Annotated in this window: 14 protein-coding genes; 9 read left to right on the top strand and 5 right to left on the bottom strand. The window is 51.2% G+C overall.

Annotated features, from left to right (window positions below):
- The first annotated feature begins 2 nt into the window (after nt 1-2).
- The 6 genes from ssnA (at nt 3) to ghxQ (ending at nt 9330) form a co-directional block, all read left to right on the top strand.
- The gene (ssnA, locus tag ACJHWK_RS05325; RefSeq protein ID WP_000906289.1) at nt 3-1331 is read left to right on the top strand and encodes a putative aminohydrolase SsnA; all 1329 of its coding nucleotides are present in this window, start codon (nt 3-5) and stop codon (nt 1329-1331) included.
- Nucleotides 1332-1381: 50 nt separating this feature from the next.
- Nucleotides 1382-2161: a molybdopterin-dependent oxidoreductase FAD-binding subunit gene (ygfM, locus tag ACJHWK_RS05320; protein ID WP_001521226.1), complete on the top strand. Its 780-nt coding sequence runs from the start codon at nt 1382-1384 to the stop codon at nt 2159-2161.
- Complete coding sequence (locus ACJHWK_RS05315) at nt 2158-5028, top strand: molybdopterin-dependent oxidoreductase Mo/Fe-S-binding subunit (protein WP_170886436.1); 2871 nt, start codon at nt 2158-2160, stop codon at nt 5026-5028. Before ygfM ends, ACJHWK_RS05315 begins: the two co-directional genes overlap by 4 nt.
- A 164-nt stretch (nt 5029-5192) precedes the next feature.
- The gene (xanQ, locus tag ACJHWK_RS05310; protein ID WP_020232943.1) at nt 5193-6593 is read left to right on the top strand and encodes a xanthine/proton symporter XanQ; all 1401 of its coding nucleotides are present in this window, start codon (nt 5193-5195) and stop codon (nt 6591-6593) included.
- A 17-nt stretch (nt 6594-6610) separates the two neighbouring features.
- On the top strand, nt 6611-7927 hold the full coding sequence (gene guaD, locus ACJHWK_RS05305) for a guanine deaminase (RefSeq protein ID WP_001469293.1): 1317 nt from the start codon (nt 6611-6613) through the stop codon (nt 7925-7927).
- Nucleotides 7928-7962: 35 nt separating this feature from the next.
- Nucleotides 7963-9330 (top strand): guanine/hypoxanthine transporter GhxQ, encoded by a 1368-nt coding sequence (ghxQ, locus tag ACJHWK_RS05300; RefSeq protein ID WP_000012178.1) that lies wholly within the window; start codon nt 7963-7965, stop codon nt 9328-9330.
- Between the two features lie 35 nt (nt 9331-9365).
- On the opposite strand, the gene ACJHWK_RS05295 is transcribed toward ghxQ, so the two are convergent.
- Both ACJHWK_RS05295 and ygfT read right to left on the bottom strand, forming a co-directional pair.
- Nucleotides 9366-9854, bottom strand: coding sequence for a 4Fe-4S dicluster domain-containing protein (locus ACJHWK_RS05295; protein WP_000838417.1), 489 nt, complete (start codon nt 9852-9854; stop codon nt 9366-9368).
- Nucleotides 9854-11773 (bottom strand): formate-dependent uric acid utilization protein YgfT, encoded by a 1920-nt coding sequence (ygfT, locus tag ACJHWK_RS05290; RefSeq protein WP_001469294.1) that lies wholly within the window; start codon nt 11771-11773, stop codon nt 9854-9856. The genes ACJHWK_RS05295 and ygfT overlap by 1 nt, the downstream gene beginning before the upstream one ends.
- Nucleotides 11774-12208: 435 nt before the next feature.
- Between ygfT and uacT the strand changes: the two genes are divergently transcribed.
- Nucleotides 12209-13657, top strand: coding sequence for a urate/proton symporter UacT (uacT, locus tag ACJHWK_RS05285; protein ID WP_001295374.1), 1449 nt, complete (start codon nt 12209-12211; stop codon nt 13655-13657).
- A 1-nt stretch (nt 13658) separates the two neighbouring features.
- The gene (gene yqfG, locus ACJHWK_RS05280) at nt 13659-13784 is read left to right on the top strand and encodes a protein YqfG (protein ID WP_001050745.1); all 126 of its coding nucleotides are present in this window, start codon (nt 13659-13661) and stop codon (nt 13782-13784) included.
- Here yqfG and ACJHWK_RS05275 read toward each other — a convergent pair.
- Nucleotides 13781-13852, bottom strand: a complete 72-nt coding sequence (locus ACJHWK_RS05275) for a protein YqfH (protein WP_120795390.1) — start codon at nt 13850-13852, stop codon at nt 13781-13783. The two genes, yqfG and ACJHWK_RS05275, sit on opposite strands and share 4 nt — an antisense overlap.
- Before the next feature lie 54 nt (nt 13853-13906).
- Here ACJHWK_RS05275 and idi point away from each other — a divergent pair, with 54 nt between their 5' ends.
- A complete protein-coding gene (gene idi, locus ACJHWK_RS05270; protein WP_001192809.1) occupies nt 13907-14455 on the top strand; it encodes an isopentenyl-diphosphate Delta-isomerase in 549 nt (182 codons plus the stop codon).
- Between the two features lie 42 nt (nt 14456-14497).
- Here idi and lysS read toward each other — a convergent pair whose 3' ends face one another.
- Nucleotides 14498-16015, bottom strand: coding sequence for a lysine--tRNA ligase (lysS, locus tag ACJHWK_RS05265; RefSeq protein WP_000003071.1), 1518 nt, complete (start codon nt 16013-16015; stop codon nt 14498-14500).
- A 9-nt stretch (nt 16016-16024) separates the two neighbouring features.
- Nucleotides 16025-17123, bottom strand: a protein-coding gene (gene prfB / locus ACJHWK_RS05260; RefSeq protein ID WP_001701073.1) for a peptide chain release factor 2 whose coding sequence is annotated in 2 segments (ribosomal slippage) — nt 16025-17047 and nt 17049-17123 — 1098 coding nt in all. Because the reading frame shifts where the segments join, the coding sequence is not laid out codon by codon here.
- Nucleotides 17124-17175: the final 52 nt, after the last annotated feature.

Raw genomic sequence — 17175 nt, 5'->3', positions numbered from 1 at the left:
TCATGTTGATTCTGAAGAATGTCACCGCAGTGCAGTTACACCCGGCGAAAGTGCAGGAAGGCGTTGATATCGCCATCGAAAATGATGTGATTGTCGCTATCGGCGATGCCCTGACGCAACGCTACCCCGATGCCAGCTACAAAGAGATGCATGGTCGGATTGTGATGCCGGGAATTGTCTGCTCGCACAACCATTTTTACTCGGGACTGTCCCGCGGAATTATGGCAAACATCGCCCCCTGCCCGGATTTCATCTCAACGCTGAAAAATCTCTGGTGGCGACTCGATCGCGCCCTTGATGAAGAGTCGCTCTATTACAGCGGACTGATTTGTTCCCTGGAAGCGATTAAGAGCGGATGTACATCGGTTATCGATCACCATGCCTCTCCGGCGTATATCGGCGGGTCGCTCTCCACATTGCGCAACGCATTTTTAAAAGTTGGCCTGCGCGCGATGACCTGTTTTGAAACTACTGACCGTAACAACGGCATCAAAGAGTTGCAGGAAGGTGTAGAAGAAAACATCCGCTTCGCCCGTCAGATTGATGAGGCGAAGAAAGCAGCAACCGAGCCGTATCTGGTGGAAGCACATATCGGCGCTCACGCGCCGTTTACCGTGCCGGATGCCGGTCTGGAGATGCTGCGTGAAGCCGTGAAAGCCACAGGTCGTGGTTTGCATATTCACGCTGCGGAAGACCTTTACGACGTTTCCTACAGTCACCACTGGTACGGCAAAGACCTGCTGGCACGACTGGCGCAATTCGATCTCATCGACAGCAAAACGCTGGTCGCTCATGGGCTGTACTTGTCGAAAGATGACATCGCCCTACTCAATCAGCGCGATGCGTTCCTGGTGCATAACGCCCGTTCAAACATGAACAACCATGTCGGCTACAACCATCACCTTAGCGACATCCGCAATCTGGCGTTGGGAACTGACGGCATTGGTTCGGACATGTTTGAAGAGATGAAATTTGCCTTCTTTAAACATCGCGATGCGGGTGGTCCGCTGTGGCCTGACAGTTTTGCCAAAGCACTGGCTAACGGCAACGAACTGATGAGCCGCAACTTTGGCGCGAAATTTGGCCTTCTGGAAGCCGGTTACAAAGCCGATTTAACCATTTGCGATTACAACTCGCCGACACCGCTGCTTGCAGACAATATCGCCGGGCATATCGCTTTCGGTATGGGCTCAGGCAGCGTTCATAGCGTGATGGTCAATGGCGTGATGGTCTATGAAGACCGTCAGTTTAACTTCGATTGCGATTCCATTTATGCGCAAGCCAGAAAAGCCGCTGCCAGTATGTGGCGTCGGATGGATGCGCTGGCATAAATGACAAATACCCTCTTCCCGCAGGGAAGAGGGTTAAATAAGGAAAGAAGATGATTGAACAATTTTTCAGGCCCGACTCTGTCGAACAGGCGCTGGAACTGAAGCGCCGCTACAAGGATGAAGCCGTCTGGTTCGCCGGGGGCAGCAAACTCAACGCTACACCAACCCGTACCGATAAAAAGATTGCCATTTCCTTACAGGATCTGGAACTGGACTGGGTTGACTGGGATAACGGTGCACTGCGGATTGGTGCAATGTCTCGCTTGCAGCCACTGCGTGATGCGCGATTTATTCCTGCAGCACTGCGTGAAGCCCTCGGTTTTGTTTACTCACGCCATGTTCGTAATCAGTCGACCATTGGTGGTGAAATCGCCGCCCGGCAGGAAGAGTCGGTGCTGCTTCCCGTCCTGCTGGCACTGGATGCTGAACTGGTTTTTGGCAACGGCGAAACGCTGTCAATCGAGGACTACCTGGCCTGCCCATGCGATCGCCTGCTAACCGAAATTATCATTAAAGATCCGTATCGCACCTGTGCGACCCGCAAAATTAGCCGTTCTCAGGCAGGTTTAACCGTCGTGACGGCAGCCGTTGCAATGACAGACCACGACGGTATGCGAATTGCGCTGGATGGCGTCGCCAGTAAAGCCCTGCGTCTGCACGATGTCGAAAAACAAAATCTGGAAGGCAATGCACTTGAACAGGCTGTCGCCAACGCCATTTTCCCGCAGGAAGATTTGCGGGGCAGCGTGGCCTATAAACGCTATATCACGGGAGTTCTGGTAGCCGACCTGTATGCCGACTGCCAACAGGCTGGGGAGGAAGCCGTATGATCATCCACTTTACTTTAAATGGCGCGCCTCAGGAGCTAACCGTTAATCCAGGCGAAAACGTGCAAAAGCTGTTGTTTAACATGGGAATGCACTCTGTACGCAACAGTGATGATGGCTTTGGGTTTGCCGGTTCTGACGCAATTATCTTTAACGGTAATATCGTTAACGCGTCCTTGCTTATCGCCGCACAGTTAGAGAAGGCAGATATTCGTACTGCAGAATCTCTGGGCAAATGGAATGAGTTAAGTCTGGTTCAACAGGCCATGGTTGATGTTGGCGTGGTGCAGTCTGGTTATAACGATCCAGCTGCAGCTCTGATTATCACCGATCTTCTCGATCGCATCGACGCACCTACCCGCGAAGAGATCGACGATGCACTCTCAGGTCTGTTTAGCCGCGATGCTGGCTGGCAGCAATACTATCAGGTCATTGAACTGGCGGTTGCACGTAAAAATAATCCGCAGGCCACCATTGATATCGCTCCGACTTTCCGTGACGACCTTGAAGTCATTGGCAAGCATTATCCTAAAACTGATGCCGCGAAAATGGTGCAGGCGAAACCCTGCTATGTTGAAGACCGCGTAACGGCTGACGCCTGCGTCATTAAAATGTTACGTAGCCCACACGCTCACGCACTGATTACTCATCTGGATGTCAGCAAAGCTGAAGCCTTACCGGGCGTTGTTCACGTTATTACTCACCTGAATTGCCCGGATATCTACTATACCCCGGGCGGTCAGAGCGCACCGGAACCGTCACCGCTTGACCGCCGTATGTTCGGCAAGAAAATGCGTCACGTCGGCGATCGCGTTGCTGCGGTCGTCGCAGAAAGTGAAGAAATTGCGCTCGAAGCACTGAAGCTCATCGACGTTGAATATGAAGTGCTTAAACCTGTAATGTCGATCGACGAAGCAATGGCGGAAGATGCGCCTGTCGTGCACGATGAACCGGTGGTGTATGTTGCTGGTGCGCCAGATACTCTGGAAGACGATAACAGCCATGCAGCCCAGCGCGGCGAGCATATGATCATCAACTTCCCGATCGGTTCTCGCCCTCGCAAAAATATCGCCGCCAGTATTCATGGTCATATTGGCGATATGGACAAAGGCTTTGCCGATGCCGATGTGATCATTGAGCGAACCTATAACTCAACGCAGGCGCAGCAGTGCCCGACTGAAACACATATCTGCTTTACCCGTATGGACGGCGATCGTCTGGTTATCCACGCCTCCACCCAGGTACCATGGCACTTACGCCGCCAGGTCGCGCGCCTCGTGGGCATGAAACAACATAAAGTTCATGTCATTAAAGAGCGAGTTGGCGGCGGTTTTGGGTCTAAACAGGACATCCTGCTGGAAGAAGTGTGCGCCTGGGCAACCTGCGTGACCGGGCGTCCGGTACTGTTCCGCTACACCCGTGAAGAAGAGTTTATTGCTAACACCTCTCGTCACGTCGCGAAAGTCACCGTCAAACTGGGAGCGAAAAAAGATGGTCGCCTGACGGCAGTGAAGATGGATTTCCGCGCCAACACTGGCCCTTACGGCAACCACTCACTCACCGTACCGTGTAACGGACCGGCGCTGTCGCTGCCGTTATATCCGTGCGATAACGTCGATTTCCAGGTCACCACCTACTACAGCAACATTTGCCCAAATGGTGCTTATCAGGGTTATGGCGCACCGAAAGGTAACTTCGCTATCACCATGGCATTAGCGGAACTGGCTGAACAGTTACAGATCGACCAACTGGAAATTATCGAACGTAACCGGGTACACGAAGGGCAAGAGCTGAAAATTCTCGGTGCAATCGGTGAAGGTAAAGCGCCGACCTCCGTTCCTTCCGCCACCAGCTGCGCACTGGAAGAGATCCTGCGTCAGGGTCGCGAGATGATCCAATGGTCTTCACCAAAACCACAAAACGGTGACTGGCACATCGGTCGCGGCGTCGCCATTATCATGCAGAAATCGGGTATCCCGGATATCGATCAGGCTAACTGTATGATCAAACTGGAATCAGACGGTACCTTTATCGTTCATTCTGGCGGTGCGGATATTGGTACTGGTCTGGATACCGTGGTGACGAAACTGGCAGCAGAAGTGCTGCACTGCCCACCGCAGGACGTGCATGTTATCTCCGGTGATACCGATCATGCGTTGTTTGATAAAGGCGCATATGCCTCGTCCGGTACTTGCTTCTCGGGTAACGCGGCGCGTTTGGCAGCAGAAAATCTGCGGGAGAAAATACTGTTCCACGGCGCGCAAATGTTGGGTGAGCCAGTGGCAGATGTTCAACTAGCAACGCCGGGCGTCGTGCGCGGCAAGAAAGGCGAAGTTAGTTTCGGGGATATTGCCCATAAAGGCGAAACCGGCACCGGCTTTGGTTCACTGGTGGGAACTGGCAGTTATATCACGCCTGATTTCGCTTTCCCGTATGGCGCAAACTTCGCTGAAGTTGCCGTCAACACGCGTACGGGTGAAATCCGCCTGGATAAATTCTACGCCTTGCTGGACTGCGGTACACCGGTCAATCCAGAGTTAGCGTTGGGACAAATCTACGGGGCCACCCTGCGTGCTATCGGCCACAGTATGAGCGAAGAGATCATTTATGACGCCGAAGGTCACCCGTTAACGCGTGATTTACGCAGTTACGGTGCACCGAAAATTGGTGACATTCCGCGTGATTTCCGCGCTGTGCTGGTGCCGAGCGACGATAAAGTCGGCCCGTTCGGGGCCAAATCGATCTCGGAAATCGGTGTAAATGGCGCAGCTCCGGCGATTGCTACCGCAATTCACGATGCATGCGGCATCTGGTTACGCGAATGGCATTTCACACCGGAGAAAATACTCACCGCGCTGGAAAAAATATAAATAATAAATGGCCGCTTCGGCGGCCTGTTTCTCTGTTTGGACGATGACTAAATAGTGACTGCGAAAATGAGATAAGCCGTTCTCAAGGCGTCCTGCGCCCCAAATTCGTGGGAATTTATTTTACTGATTCAGATGATCAAATTTACTTTAAAAGGAGTGAAGGGATGTCTGATATAAACCATGCAGGTTCTGACCTTATATTTGAACTGGAGGATCGCCCTCCCTTTCATCAGGCTCTCGTTGGTGCCATTACCCATCTGTTGGCAATTTTCGTTCCGATGGTAACCCCCGCGTTAATCGTGGGTGCGGCCTTACAGCTTTCCGCTGAAACAACCGCTTATCTGGTTTCTATGGCGATGATCGCCTCTGGTATTGGTACCTGGTTACAAGTAAACCGCTACGGCATCGTCGGTTCTGGTCTTCTCTCAATTCAGTCAGTCAATTTTTCATTTGTTACGGTCATGATTGCGCTGGGCAGCAGCATGAAAAGCGACGGTTTTCACGAAGAGTTAATCATGTCGTCGCTCCTCGGCGTCTCCTTCGTTGGCGCATTTCTGGTTGTCGGCTCTTCTTTTATCCTGCCCTATTTACGTCGGGTTATTACGCCTACTGTCAGCGGTATTGTGGTACTGATGATCGGCTTAAGCCTGATTAAAGTCGGCATTATCGATTTTGGTGGAGGATTTGCAGCCAAAAGCAGCGGTACGTTCGGCAATTACGAACATCTCGGCGTTGGTTTATTGGTTTTGATTGTGGTGATCGGCTTTAACTGCTGTCGCAGTCCGTTGCTACGCATGGGAGGGATCGCCATTGGGCTATGCGTCGGTTATATCGCGTCGTTATGCCTGGGTATGGTGGATTTCAGCAGTATGCGCAATTTGCCGTTAATCACCATCCCGCATCCATTCAAATACGGGTTTAGTTTCAGCTTCCATCAGTTCCTGGTGGTTGGCACGATTTATTTGCTTAGCGTGCTGGAAGCTGTCGGCGATATCACCGCCACGGCAATGGTTTCTCGCCGCCCTATTCAGGGGGAAGAGTATCAGTCCCGACTGAAAGGCGGCGTGCTGGCAGATGGTCTGGTTTCTGTTATCGCCTCCGCTGTCGGTTCATTACCCTTAACCACGTTTGCGCAAAATAATGGGGTTATTCAGATGACTGGCGTCGCTTCACGTTATGTCGGGCGAACCATCGCGGTAATGCTGGTTATCCTCGGCTTGTTTCCGATGATTGGCGGCTTCTTCACAACCATACCCTCGGCAGTTCTGGGAGGCGCAATGACGTTGATGTTTTCCATGATTGCTATCGCTGGGATTCGCATCATCATCACCAACGGTTTAAAGCGCCGAGAAACACTTATTGTCGCCACTTCTTTAGGTTTAGGACTTGGCGTCTCCTACGATCCCGAAATTTTTAAAATATTGCCAGCCTCTATTTATGTACTAGTTGAAAACCCTATTTGTGCTGGCGGGTTAACTGCGATTTTATTAAATATTATCCTCCCTGGTGGCTACCGACAGGAAAACGTTCTGCCTGGTATTACCTCAGAGGAAGAGATGGATTAACAGTAAAGGAGTCAATGATGTCAGGAGAACACACGTTAAAAGCGGTACGAGGCAGTTTTATTGATGTCACCCGTACAGTCGATAACCCAGAGGAGATTGCCTCTGCGCTGCGGTTTATTGAGGATGGTTTATTACTCATTAAACAGGGAAAAGTGGAATGGTTTGGTGAATGGGAAGACGGAAAGCATCAAATTCCTGACACTATTCGCGTGCGCGACTATCGCGGCAAACTGATAGTACCGGGCTTTGTCGATACACATATCCATTATCCGCAAAGTGAAATGGTGGGGGCCTATGGTGAACAATTGCTGGAGTGGTTGAATAAACACACCTTCCCTACTGAACGTCGTTATGAGGATTTAGAGTACGCCCGCGAAATGTCGGCGTTCTTCATCAAGCAGCTTTTACGTAACGGAACCACCACGGCGCTGGTGTTTGGCACTGTTCATCCGCAATCCGTTGATGCGCTGTTTGAAGCCGCCAGCCATATCAATATGCGTATGATTGCCGGTAAGGTGATGATGGACCGCAACGCACCGGATTATCTGCTCGACACTGCCGAAAGCAGCTATCACCAAAGCAAAGAACTGATCGAGCGCTGGCACAAAAATGGTCGTCTGTTGTATGCGATTACGCCACGCTTCGCCCCTACCTCATCTCCTGAACAGATGGCGATGGCGAAACGCCTGAAAGAAGAATATCCGGATACGTGGGTACATACCCATCTCTGTGAAAACAAAGATGAAATTGCCTGGGTGAAAGAACTTTATCCTGAACATGATGGCTATCTGGATGTTTATCACCAGTATGGCCTGACAGGTAAAAACTGTGTCTTTGCTCACTGCGTCCATCTCGAAGAAAAAGAGTGGGATCGTCTCAGCGAAACCAAATCCAGCATTGCTTTCTGTCCGACCTCCAACCTTTACCTCGGCAGCGGCTTATTCAACTTGAAAAAAGCATGGCAGAAGAAAGTCAAAGTGGGCATGGGAACGGATATCGGTGCCGGAACAACTTTCAACATGCTGCAAACGCTAAACGAAGCCTACAAAGTGTTGCAACTACAAGGCTATCGCCTCTCGGCATATGAAGCATTTTACCTGGCCACGCTCGGCGGAGCGAAATCTCTGGGCCTTGACGATTTGATTGGCAACTTTTTACCTGGCAAAGAGGCTGATTTCGTGGTGATGGAACCCACCGCCACTCCGCTACAGCAGTTGCGCTATGACAACTCTGTTTCTTTAGTCGACAAATTGTTCGTGATGATGACGTTGGGCGATGACCGTTCGATCTACCGCACCTACGTTGATGGTCGTCTGGTGTACGAACGCAACTAATAATAAAACTTTAACATCCTCGTGAGGACATCATTATGTCTGGAGACATCCTACAAACACCGGACGCACCAAAGTCACAGGGCGCGCTGGATAATTATTTTAAAATTACCGCTCGTGGCAGTACCGTTCGTCAGGAAGTACTGGCTGGCTTAACGACCTTTCTGGCCATGGTTTATTCCGTTATCGTTGTTCCGGGAATGCTGGGCAAAGCAGGTTTTCCTCCCGCAGCTGTGTTTGTTGCCACCTGTCTGGTCGCGGGCTTCGGCTCGTTGCTGATGGGGTTATGGGCCAATTTGCCAATGGCGATTGGTTGCGCGATTTCCCTGACGGCGTTTACCGCATTCAGTCTGGTACTCGGGCAACAAATTAGCGTTCCTGTCGCACTGGGCGCGGTCTTTCTGATGGGCGTCATCTTCACCGCCATTTCCGTAACCGGTGTGCGTACCTGGATCTTACGTAATTTACCGATGGGGATAGCTCACGGTACAGGTATCGGTATCGGCCTGTTTCTGCTGCTGATTGCTGCTAACGGTGTGGGAATGGTTATCAAAAACCCGATTGAAGGCTTGCCAGTGGCGCTCGGTGCGTTTACCTCCTTCCCGGTGATGATGAGCTTGCTGGGGCTGGCGGTCATCTTCGGTCTGGAAAAGTGCCGCGTACCCGGCGGGATCTTGTTGGTGATTATTGCAATTTCGATCATCGGCTTAATCTTTGACCCAGCGGTGAAGTACCACGGTCTGGTGGCGATGCCAAGCCTGACTGGCGAAGATGGTAAGTCTCTGATTTTCAGCCTCGATATTATGGGCGCACTCCAGCCAACTGTACTTCCGAGTGTACTGGCATTGGTGATGACCGCAGTGTTCGACGCCACTGGCACCATCCGTGCCGTCGCCGGTCAGGCGAATTTGTTGGATAAAGACAACCAGATCATCAACGGCGGCAAAGCCCTGACCAGTGACTCAGTAAGTTCAATATTCTCCGGTCTGGTGGGCGCAGCGCCCGCAGCGGTTTATATCGAATCAGCGGCAGGAACCGCCGCCGGGGGTAAAACAGGGTTGACCGCAACCGTAGTGGGGGCGTTATTCCTGCTGATTTTGTTCTTATCACCGCTGTCATTTTTGATCCCTGGTTACGCCACTGCACCCGCTCTGATGTACGTAGGTTTGCTGATGTTAAGTAACGTCTCGAAGCTGGATTTCAATGATTTTATCGACGCAATGGCTGGCCTGGTGTGTGCCGTGTTCATCGTTCTGACTTGTAATATCGTTACCGGTATTATGCTGGGCTTTGTGACACTGGTCGTAGGCCGCGTCTTTGCACGCGAATGGCAAAAGCTGAATATTGGTACGGTGATCATTACTGCCGCACTGGTCGCGTTTTACGCGGGTGGTTGGGCAATCTAATAGATTCTCCGCGCCTTTCAGCGCGGAGATTTCTTTCAGAGAGGATTCTCACCGCTGGCAACAATACGCTGCTGGCGGACTCGCCTGAGTTCTCTTTCAGTAAGCAACTGTAGCGCCTGTGTCGGGCAAGATTCAACGCAGGCAGGCCCCTCTTCCCGCTGTTCACAGAGATCGCATTTCACAATTTGTTGCCGGGTATCCCCCGGCAACGACTGAATGGTTATCATCCCAAACGGGCACGCACTGACGCAACTCTGACAGCCAATACAACGGGCAGAATTGGCCTGCACCACCTGCTCGCCCATCGTCAGCGCTCCCACGGGGCAAGCGCCAACACAAGGGGCGTTTTCACACTGATGGCACATCACCGGCGCACTGATGCAGTCCAGTCGCTGTACCTTCAGCCGGGGTAAAAAGACATCGGCATTCAACTCCTGTTCTGAAGGGTGAGCGACCACACAGGCCACTTCACAAGTACGGCAGCCAATACAGTCAGCCGGATTAACGATAATTAACGATTTCATCACCATGCCTTCGTATCAAACAGAGTTAACATATCGCGCGCCGCCTGCCTTCCTGCGGCCATTGCAGTGACAACCAGATCCGCGCCATGAACTGCATCCCCACCAGCAAAGACTTTTTTCAGGTGCGTCTGGGTAGGTAAATACCCGACGTCGCCGGTTTGAATCAGGCCCCATTTATCGAGTTTAATTCCGCTGCCCTGCAACCACGGCATGGCATGCGCCTGGAAACCAAAGGCCATAATCAGAACATCGGCGGGCAATTCAAATTCTGAACCCGCTACCGGACGAGGACGACGGCGACCATCCGGCCCCGGCTCACCCATGGCTGTACGAATCAGGCCCACCGCAGTTAAACGCCCATCTTCGTCACAAGCGATATATTGCGGCTGAACATTGAACTGAAACTCGACACCTTCCTCGCGCGCATTGACCACCTCTTTGCGCGAGCCCGGCATACTGACTTCATCACGACGATACGCGCAGGTCACGCTGGCGGCATTGAGGCGGATGGAAGTCCGCAAACAATCCATGGTCGTATCGCCACCGCCCAATACCACGACCCGCTTACCTTCCACATCCGTCAGCGGATACTCTTCAGACTCCGGCAACCCCATGAGCTGGCGGGTATGGGCAGTCAGGAACGGTAGAGCCTGAATGACACCGGGCGCATCTTCATGCGGCAGATCTGCTCGCATCATCCCGTAAGTCCCCACGCCGATGAAAACTGCATCATATTCAGAAGTTAAATCGCTAAAGGTAATATCGCGGCCAATTTCACAGTTAAGATGAAAGTCGATTCCCATTGCGGTGAATATCTCTCGCCGCTGGCTTAATACCGTTTTATCGAGTTTGAAAGGAGGAATGCCAAAAGTCAGCATACCGCCAATTTCTGGATGGCGATCAAAGACATCAACCTGAACTCCTGCGCGCGCCAGAATATCAGCACACCCTAACCCTGCAGGCCCAGCGCCAATCACCGCCACTTTTTCGATACGGGGAACAACTTTGCTGACATCGGGACGCCAGCCCATCGCCAGCGCGGTATCGGTGATATAGCGTTCCAGATTCCCGATAGAGACTGCGCCAGAGTGATCTTTCAAAGTACATGCGCCTTCACAAAGACGGTCCTGTGGACATACCCTGCCGCAGATTTCTGGTAAGGAACTGGTCTGGTGGCAAAGTTCTGCCGCTTCAATAATCTTTCCTTCCTGCACCAGACGGATGTAATCCGGAATAGCGTTATGCAGCGGGCAATGCCAGTTGCAGTTAGCTTTTTCGGCGCAATAAACACAGCGGTCACTCTCATAAGTCGCTTGTTGTGGATCCAGCCCGTAATAGATTTCGCCAAAGTGGGTTTTCCGTTCACTCGCTGAAATTTTATCTGCGCCTTTACGCGAGTTAACGGGGAGCAACGCTGCACTGCGAGATGGCTGAGCGTCTGATGACGCTTTTCCTGCTGCCGTTTTGCGCTGGCGGGCCACCTTTATCTGCTGCAACCCTTTATCGTCCATCAGCCGTAACGCCTGTGTTGGGCAGACTTCAATACAGGCTTGCGTGCCGGAACTGCGCTGGTTACAAAGGTCGCATTTCTGCGCAATCGTATCGACCATCTCAACGACGCCAAAGGGGCAAGCGATTGCGCATCTTTTACAACCAATACATTTTTGCTCGTCCAGTTGTACGCTATCGGGCTGGAAAGTCAGAGCATTAACCGGACAAGCCGTAACGCAAGGGGCATTGTTGCAGTGATGGCAGGCCACCGGATTCGCAGCCTGGCCTTTCCCTACAACGTGGATACGCGGTCGAAAGTCACTGTGACTCAGCGGCCAGTTTTCTTGATTATGTGCCATCGCACAGGCAATTTCACAAGCATGACAGCCTATACATTCCGCAGCTTCAGCAGCGATAAACTTATTCATTTGCATCCCTTTCATTTAATGAGTTATGTCTTCTCAAATTTCGCGATGCAATAAATGGGCATATATTAGGTAGCATGGCCGATTTAATTATAATTTTGCGACTGAGTTCAAATTATTGCCCCTCAATCTGTGCCGCTTTCATTATTTCAACATTGCCGACCAAAAGAGATCTAACCAGATAAAAACGATTAAATACGAGAGTGCGACATGCTAGAATGATTAATGAAATATCAATATGAGAAAATTACAGATAATTCCATTGTCAGGTTCTCTTCTCATTTTCGTGGTTTAACCACGATTATGTGATTGCCTCCGCAATTCCTGTCTCTAACTCCCCTTCCTCGCAAAAACTGGCACTCCACGAGCATGTGTTTAGACAGTTTCATTAACGTAAACGGTTGCTTTTTACTCTGGCGGGCGAAAGGAGAAACACTGATGAGCGCCATAGATTCCCAACTTCCCTCATCTTCAGGGCAAGACCGCCCAACTGATGAGGTTGACCGCATATTATCACCAGGAAAGCTGATCATACTCGGTCTGCAACACGTCCTTGTCATGTACGCAGGTGCAGTCGCTGTTCCTCTTATGATTGGTGACCGACTGGGCCTCTCAAAAGAAGCTATTGCGATGCTCATTAGCTCGGATCTCTTTTGCTGCGGGATCGTCACATTATTGCAATGTATCGGTATCGGCCGCTTTATGGGGATCCGCCTGCCGGTGATTATGTCGGTGACCTTTGCTGCTGTAACACCAATGATAGCCATTGGGATGAACCCGGATATCGGCCTGCTGGGGATATTTGGTGCCACTATCGCCGCGGGTTTTATCACCACATTATTAGCGCCACTTATCGGTCGCTTGATGCCTTTATTCCCGCCACTGGTTACCGGTGTGGTTATTACTTCTATCGGACTTAGCATCATTCAGGTGGGTATTGACTGGGCCGCAGGAGGTAAAGGGAATCCGCAATATGGTAATCCCGTTTATTTAGGTATCTCCTTTGCCGTCTTAATTTTCATCTTGCTCATTACTCGCTATGCGAAAGGATTTATGTCCAACGTCGCCGTATTACTGGGGATTGTATTTGGCTTTTTACTTTCGTGGATGATGAATGAAGTCAATTTATCCGGGCTACATGATGCCTCGTGGTTTGCGATTGTTACGCCGATGTCGTTTGGTATGCCGATTTTTGATCCCGTTTCCATTCTGACCATGACTGCCGTGTTAATCATCGTGTTTATCGAGTCGATGGGGATGTTCCTGGCACTGGGTGAAATAGTCGGTCGTAAACTCTCTTCACACGATATTATTCGCGGGCTGCGTGTCGATGGCGTAGGGACAATGATAGGCGGAACGTTTAACAGCTTTCCCCACACGTCATTTTCTCAAAACGTTGGCCTGGTTAGCGTGACGCGCGTTCATAGCCGCTGGGTGTGTATTTCTTCGGGAATTATATTAATCCTGTTTGGCATGGTGCCAAAAATGGCGGTGCTGGTCGCCTCCATTCCGCAATTTGTGCTGGGCGGTGCTGGGCTGGTGATGTTCGGCATGGTACTGGCGACAGGGATTCGAATTCTGTCGCGCTGTAACTACACCACCAATCGTTACAACCTCTATATTGTGGCGATCAGTCTCGGCGTTGGCATGACTCCGACGCTCTCTCACGATTTCTTTTCTAAGTTACCGGCCGTACTGCAACCGTTGCTGCATAGCGGCATTATGCTCGCAACCCTTAGCGCCGTTGTGCTGAACGTCTTCTTTAATGGCTATCAGCATCATGCTGATCTGGTGAAGGAATCCGTCTCTGATAAAGATTTAAAAGTCAGGACAGTACGTATGTGGCTTCTGATGCGCAAGCTGAAGAAAAATGAGCATGGAGAATAATATGAATCTTTTAATGCGCGCTATATTCAGTCTGTTGTTGCTTTTTACTCTCTCTATTCCTGTCATTTCTGACTGTGTTGCAATGGCCATTGAAAGTCGCTTCAAATATATGATGCTGCTTTTTTAAATGGTTTTTACCTGTCGACATCCGCTCAAAACGGGCGGTTGTCGATAAACGCTCACTTGGTTAATCATTTCACTCTTCAATTATCTATAATGATGAGTGATTAGAATTACATGTGAGAAATTATGCAAACGGAACACGTCATTTTATTGAATGCACAGGGAGTTCCCACGGGTACGCTGGAAAAGTATGCCGCACACACGGCAGACACCCTCTTACATCTCGCGTTCTCCAGTTGGCTGTTTAATGCCAAGGGGCAATTATTAGTTACCCGCCGCGCACTGAGCAAAAAAGCATGGCCTGGCGTGTGGACTAACTCGGTTTGTGGGCACCCACAACAGGGAGAAAGCAACGAAGACGCAGTGATCCGCCGTTGCCGTTATGAGCTTGGCGTGGAAATTACGCCTCCTGAATCTATCTATCCTGACTTTCGCTATCGCGCCACCGATCCGAATGGCATTGTGGAAAATGAAGTGTGTCCGGTATTTGCCGCACGCACCACCAGTGCGTTACAGATCAACGATGATGAAGTGATGGATTATCAATGGTGTGATTTAGCAGATGTATTACGCGGTATTGATGCCACGCCGTGGGCGTTCAGTCCGTGGATGGTGATGCAGGCAGCCAATAGTGAAGCAAGAAAATTGTTGTCTGCTTTCGCGCAGCACAATTAAAAAACCCCGACATTTGCCGGGGTTGTGAGCATAACGTAATGCTTATTTTACCGGACGCATCGCCGGGAACAGAATAACGTCGCGGATGGTATGGCTGTTGGTGAACAGCATTACCATACGGTCGATACCAATTCCCAGACCTGCTGTCGGCGGTAAGCCGTGTTCCAGTGCGGTGACATAATCTTCGTCGTAGAACATCGCTTCGTCGTCGCCTGCGTCTTTCGCGGCAACCTGATCCAGGAAGCGCTGCGCCTGATCTTCCGCGTCATTCAGCTCGCTAAAGCCGTTACCGATTTCACGACCACCAATGAAGAACTCAAAGCGGTCTGTGATTTCCGGGTTAACGTCGTTACGACGCGCTAGCGGAGAAACTTCTGCCGGATATTCAGTAATGAAGGTCGGCTGAATCAGATGTGCTTCTGCCACTTCTTCGAAGATCTCGGTAACGATACGGCCCAGACCCCAGCTCTTTTCAACGTGGATGCCGATAGATTCAGCAATCGCTTTCGCAGAGTCGAAGTTATCCAGATCCGCCATGTCGGTTTCCGGGCGATATTTCTTGATCGCTTCACGCATGGTCAGTTTTTCGAACGGTTTACCGAAGTCCAGCGTTACGTCGCCGTAGGTCACTTCCGTCTTACCGAGAATATCCTGTGCCAGAGTACGGAACAGCGATTCGGTCAGCTCGATCAGATCTTTGTAATCTGCGTAAGCCATATAGAGTTCCATCATGGTGAACTCTGGGTTATGACGTACGGAAATACCTTCGTTACGGAAGTTACGGTTGATTTCGAATACACGCTCGAAGCCACCGACCACCAGACGCTTGAGGTACAGTTCCGGCGCGATACGCAGGTACATGTCGAGATCCAGCGCGTTATGGTGGGTGATAAACGGACGCGCAGCGGCACCGCCAGGGATCACCTGCATCATCGGCGTTTCAACTTCCATAAAGCCGCGGTTCACCATGAACTGGCGAATACCAGAGAGGATCTGCGAGCGCACTTTAAAGGTGTTGCGGGATTCATCGTTAGAGATGAGATCCAGATAACGCTGACGATAGCGCGCTTCCTGATCCTGCAAGCCGTGGAATTTGTCCGGCAGCGGACGCAGTGCTTTGGTCAGCAGACGCAGCTCGGTGCAGTGGATAGACAGTTCGCCGGTTTTGGTTTTGAACAGTTTACCTTTCGCGCCGAGGATGTCGCCGAGGTCCCATTTTTTGAACTGCTCGTTGTAAACGCCTTCCGGCAGATCGTCACGGGCAACGTACAGCTGAATGCGGCCACCCACATCCTGCAGGGTAACGAAAGACGCTTTACCCATAATACGGCGGGTCATCATGCGGCCAGCAACGGCAACTTCGATGTTCAGCGCTTCCAGTTCTTCGTTCTCTTTACCGTCGAATTCTGCGTGCAATTGGTCAGAGGTATGATCGCGACGGAAATCGTTCGGGAAGGCAATCCCCTGCTCGCGCAGGTTCGCCAGCTTCTCACGACGCGTTTTCAGTTCATTGTTAAGATCGACTACCGCGTCAGCGCCCTGTGCGTGTTGTTCAGACATGTTGGTTCCTCATAACCCTGCTTTCAAACTTGCTTCGATAAATTGATCCAGGCTGCCGTCCAGCACGGCCTGCGTGTTGCGGGTTTCTACCCCGGTACGCAGATCTTTAATGCGGGAGTCATCAAGGACATAAGAACGAATCTGGCTGCCCCAGCCGATGTCGGATTTATTGTCTTCCATCGCCTGTTTCTCGGCATTTTTCTTCTGCATCTCCAGTTCATAAAGCTTCGCTTTCATCTGCTTCATGGCCTGGTCTTTGTTCTTGTGCTGGGAACGGTCGTTCTGGCACTGAGTCACGATCCCGGTCGGGATGTGAGTAATACGCACCGCAGATTCGGTACGGTTAACGTGCTGACCGCCCGCGCCGGACGCGCGATAAACGTCAATGCGCAGATCCGCCGGATTGATTTCGATATCGATATCGTCATCAACTTCCGGGTAAACAAACGCGGAGCTGAACGACGTGTGGCGACGACCGCCGGAGTCAAACGGGCTCTTACGCACCAGGCGGTGAACGCCAGTTTCTGTACGCAGCCAGCCGTAAGCGTAATCGCCGGAGATTTTGATCGTTACGGATTTAATACCCGCCACTTCACCTTCCGACTCTTCGATGATTTCAGTTTTGAAACCACGCGACTCCGCCCAGCGCAGATACATACGCTCAAGCATGCTCGCCCAGTCCTGTGCTTCCGTGCCGCCAGACCCCGCCTGAATATCGAGGTAGCAGTCGGCGCTGTCATATTCGCCAGAGAACATACGGCGGAACTCAAGCTGCGCCAGTTTTTCTTCCAGGGCGTCGAGTTCAGCAACGGCTTCGTTAAAGGTTTCTTCGTCGTCAGCTTCTACAGCCAGTTCCAGCAGACCAGAAACATCTTCCAGCCCCTGTTTCATTTGGTCAAGGGTGTCGACAACGGCTTCGAGGGAGGAACGCTCTTTACCCAGCGCCTGTGCGCGTTCGGGTTCGTTCCAGACATCCGGCTGTTCCAGCTCGGCGTTTACTTCTTCCAGACGCTCTTTCTTGGCGTCATAGTCAAAGATACCCCCTAAGAACGTCGGAGCGTTCCGTGAGGTCCTGAATGCGATTATTTACCGGATTAATTTCAAACATGGTCTGATTTCTTTTCTTGAGCTAGTCAAAATGCGGTGATAAGAGCGGGATT

The sequence above is a fragment of the Escherichia sp. WS547 genome (genome assembly GCF_046486065.1).
Lineage (GTDB): Bacteria > Pseudomonadota > Gammaproteobacteria > Enterobacterales > Enterobacteriaceae > Escherichia > Escherichia coli.
This window is presented reverse-complemented; position numbering and strand designations above follow the sequence as displayed.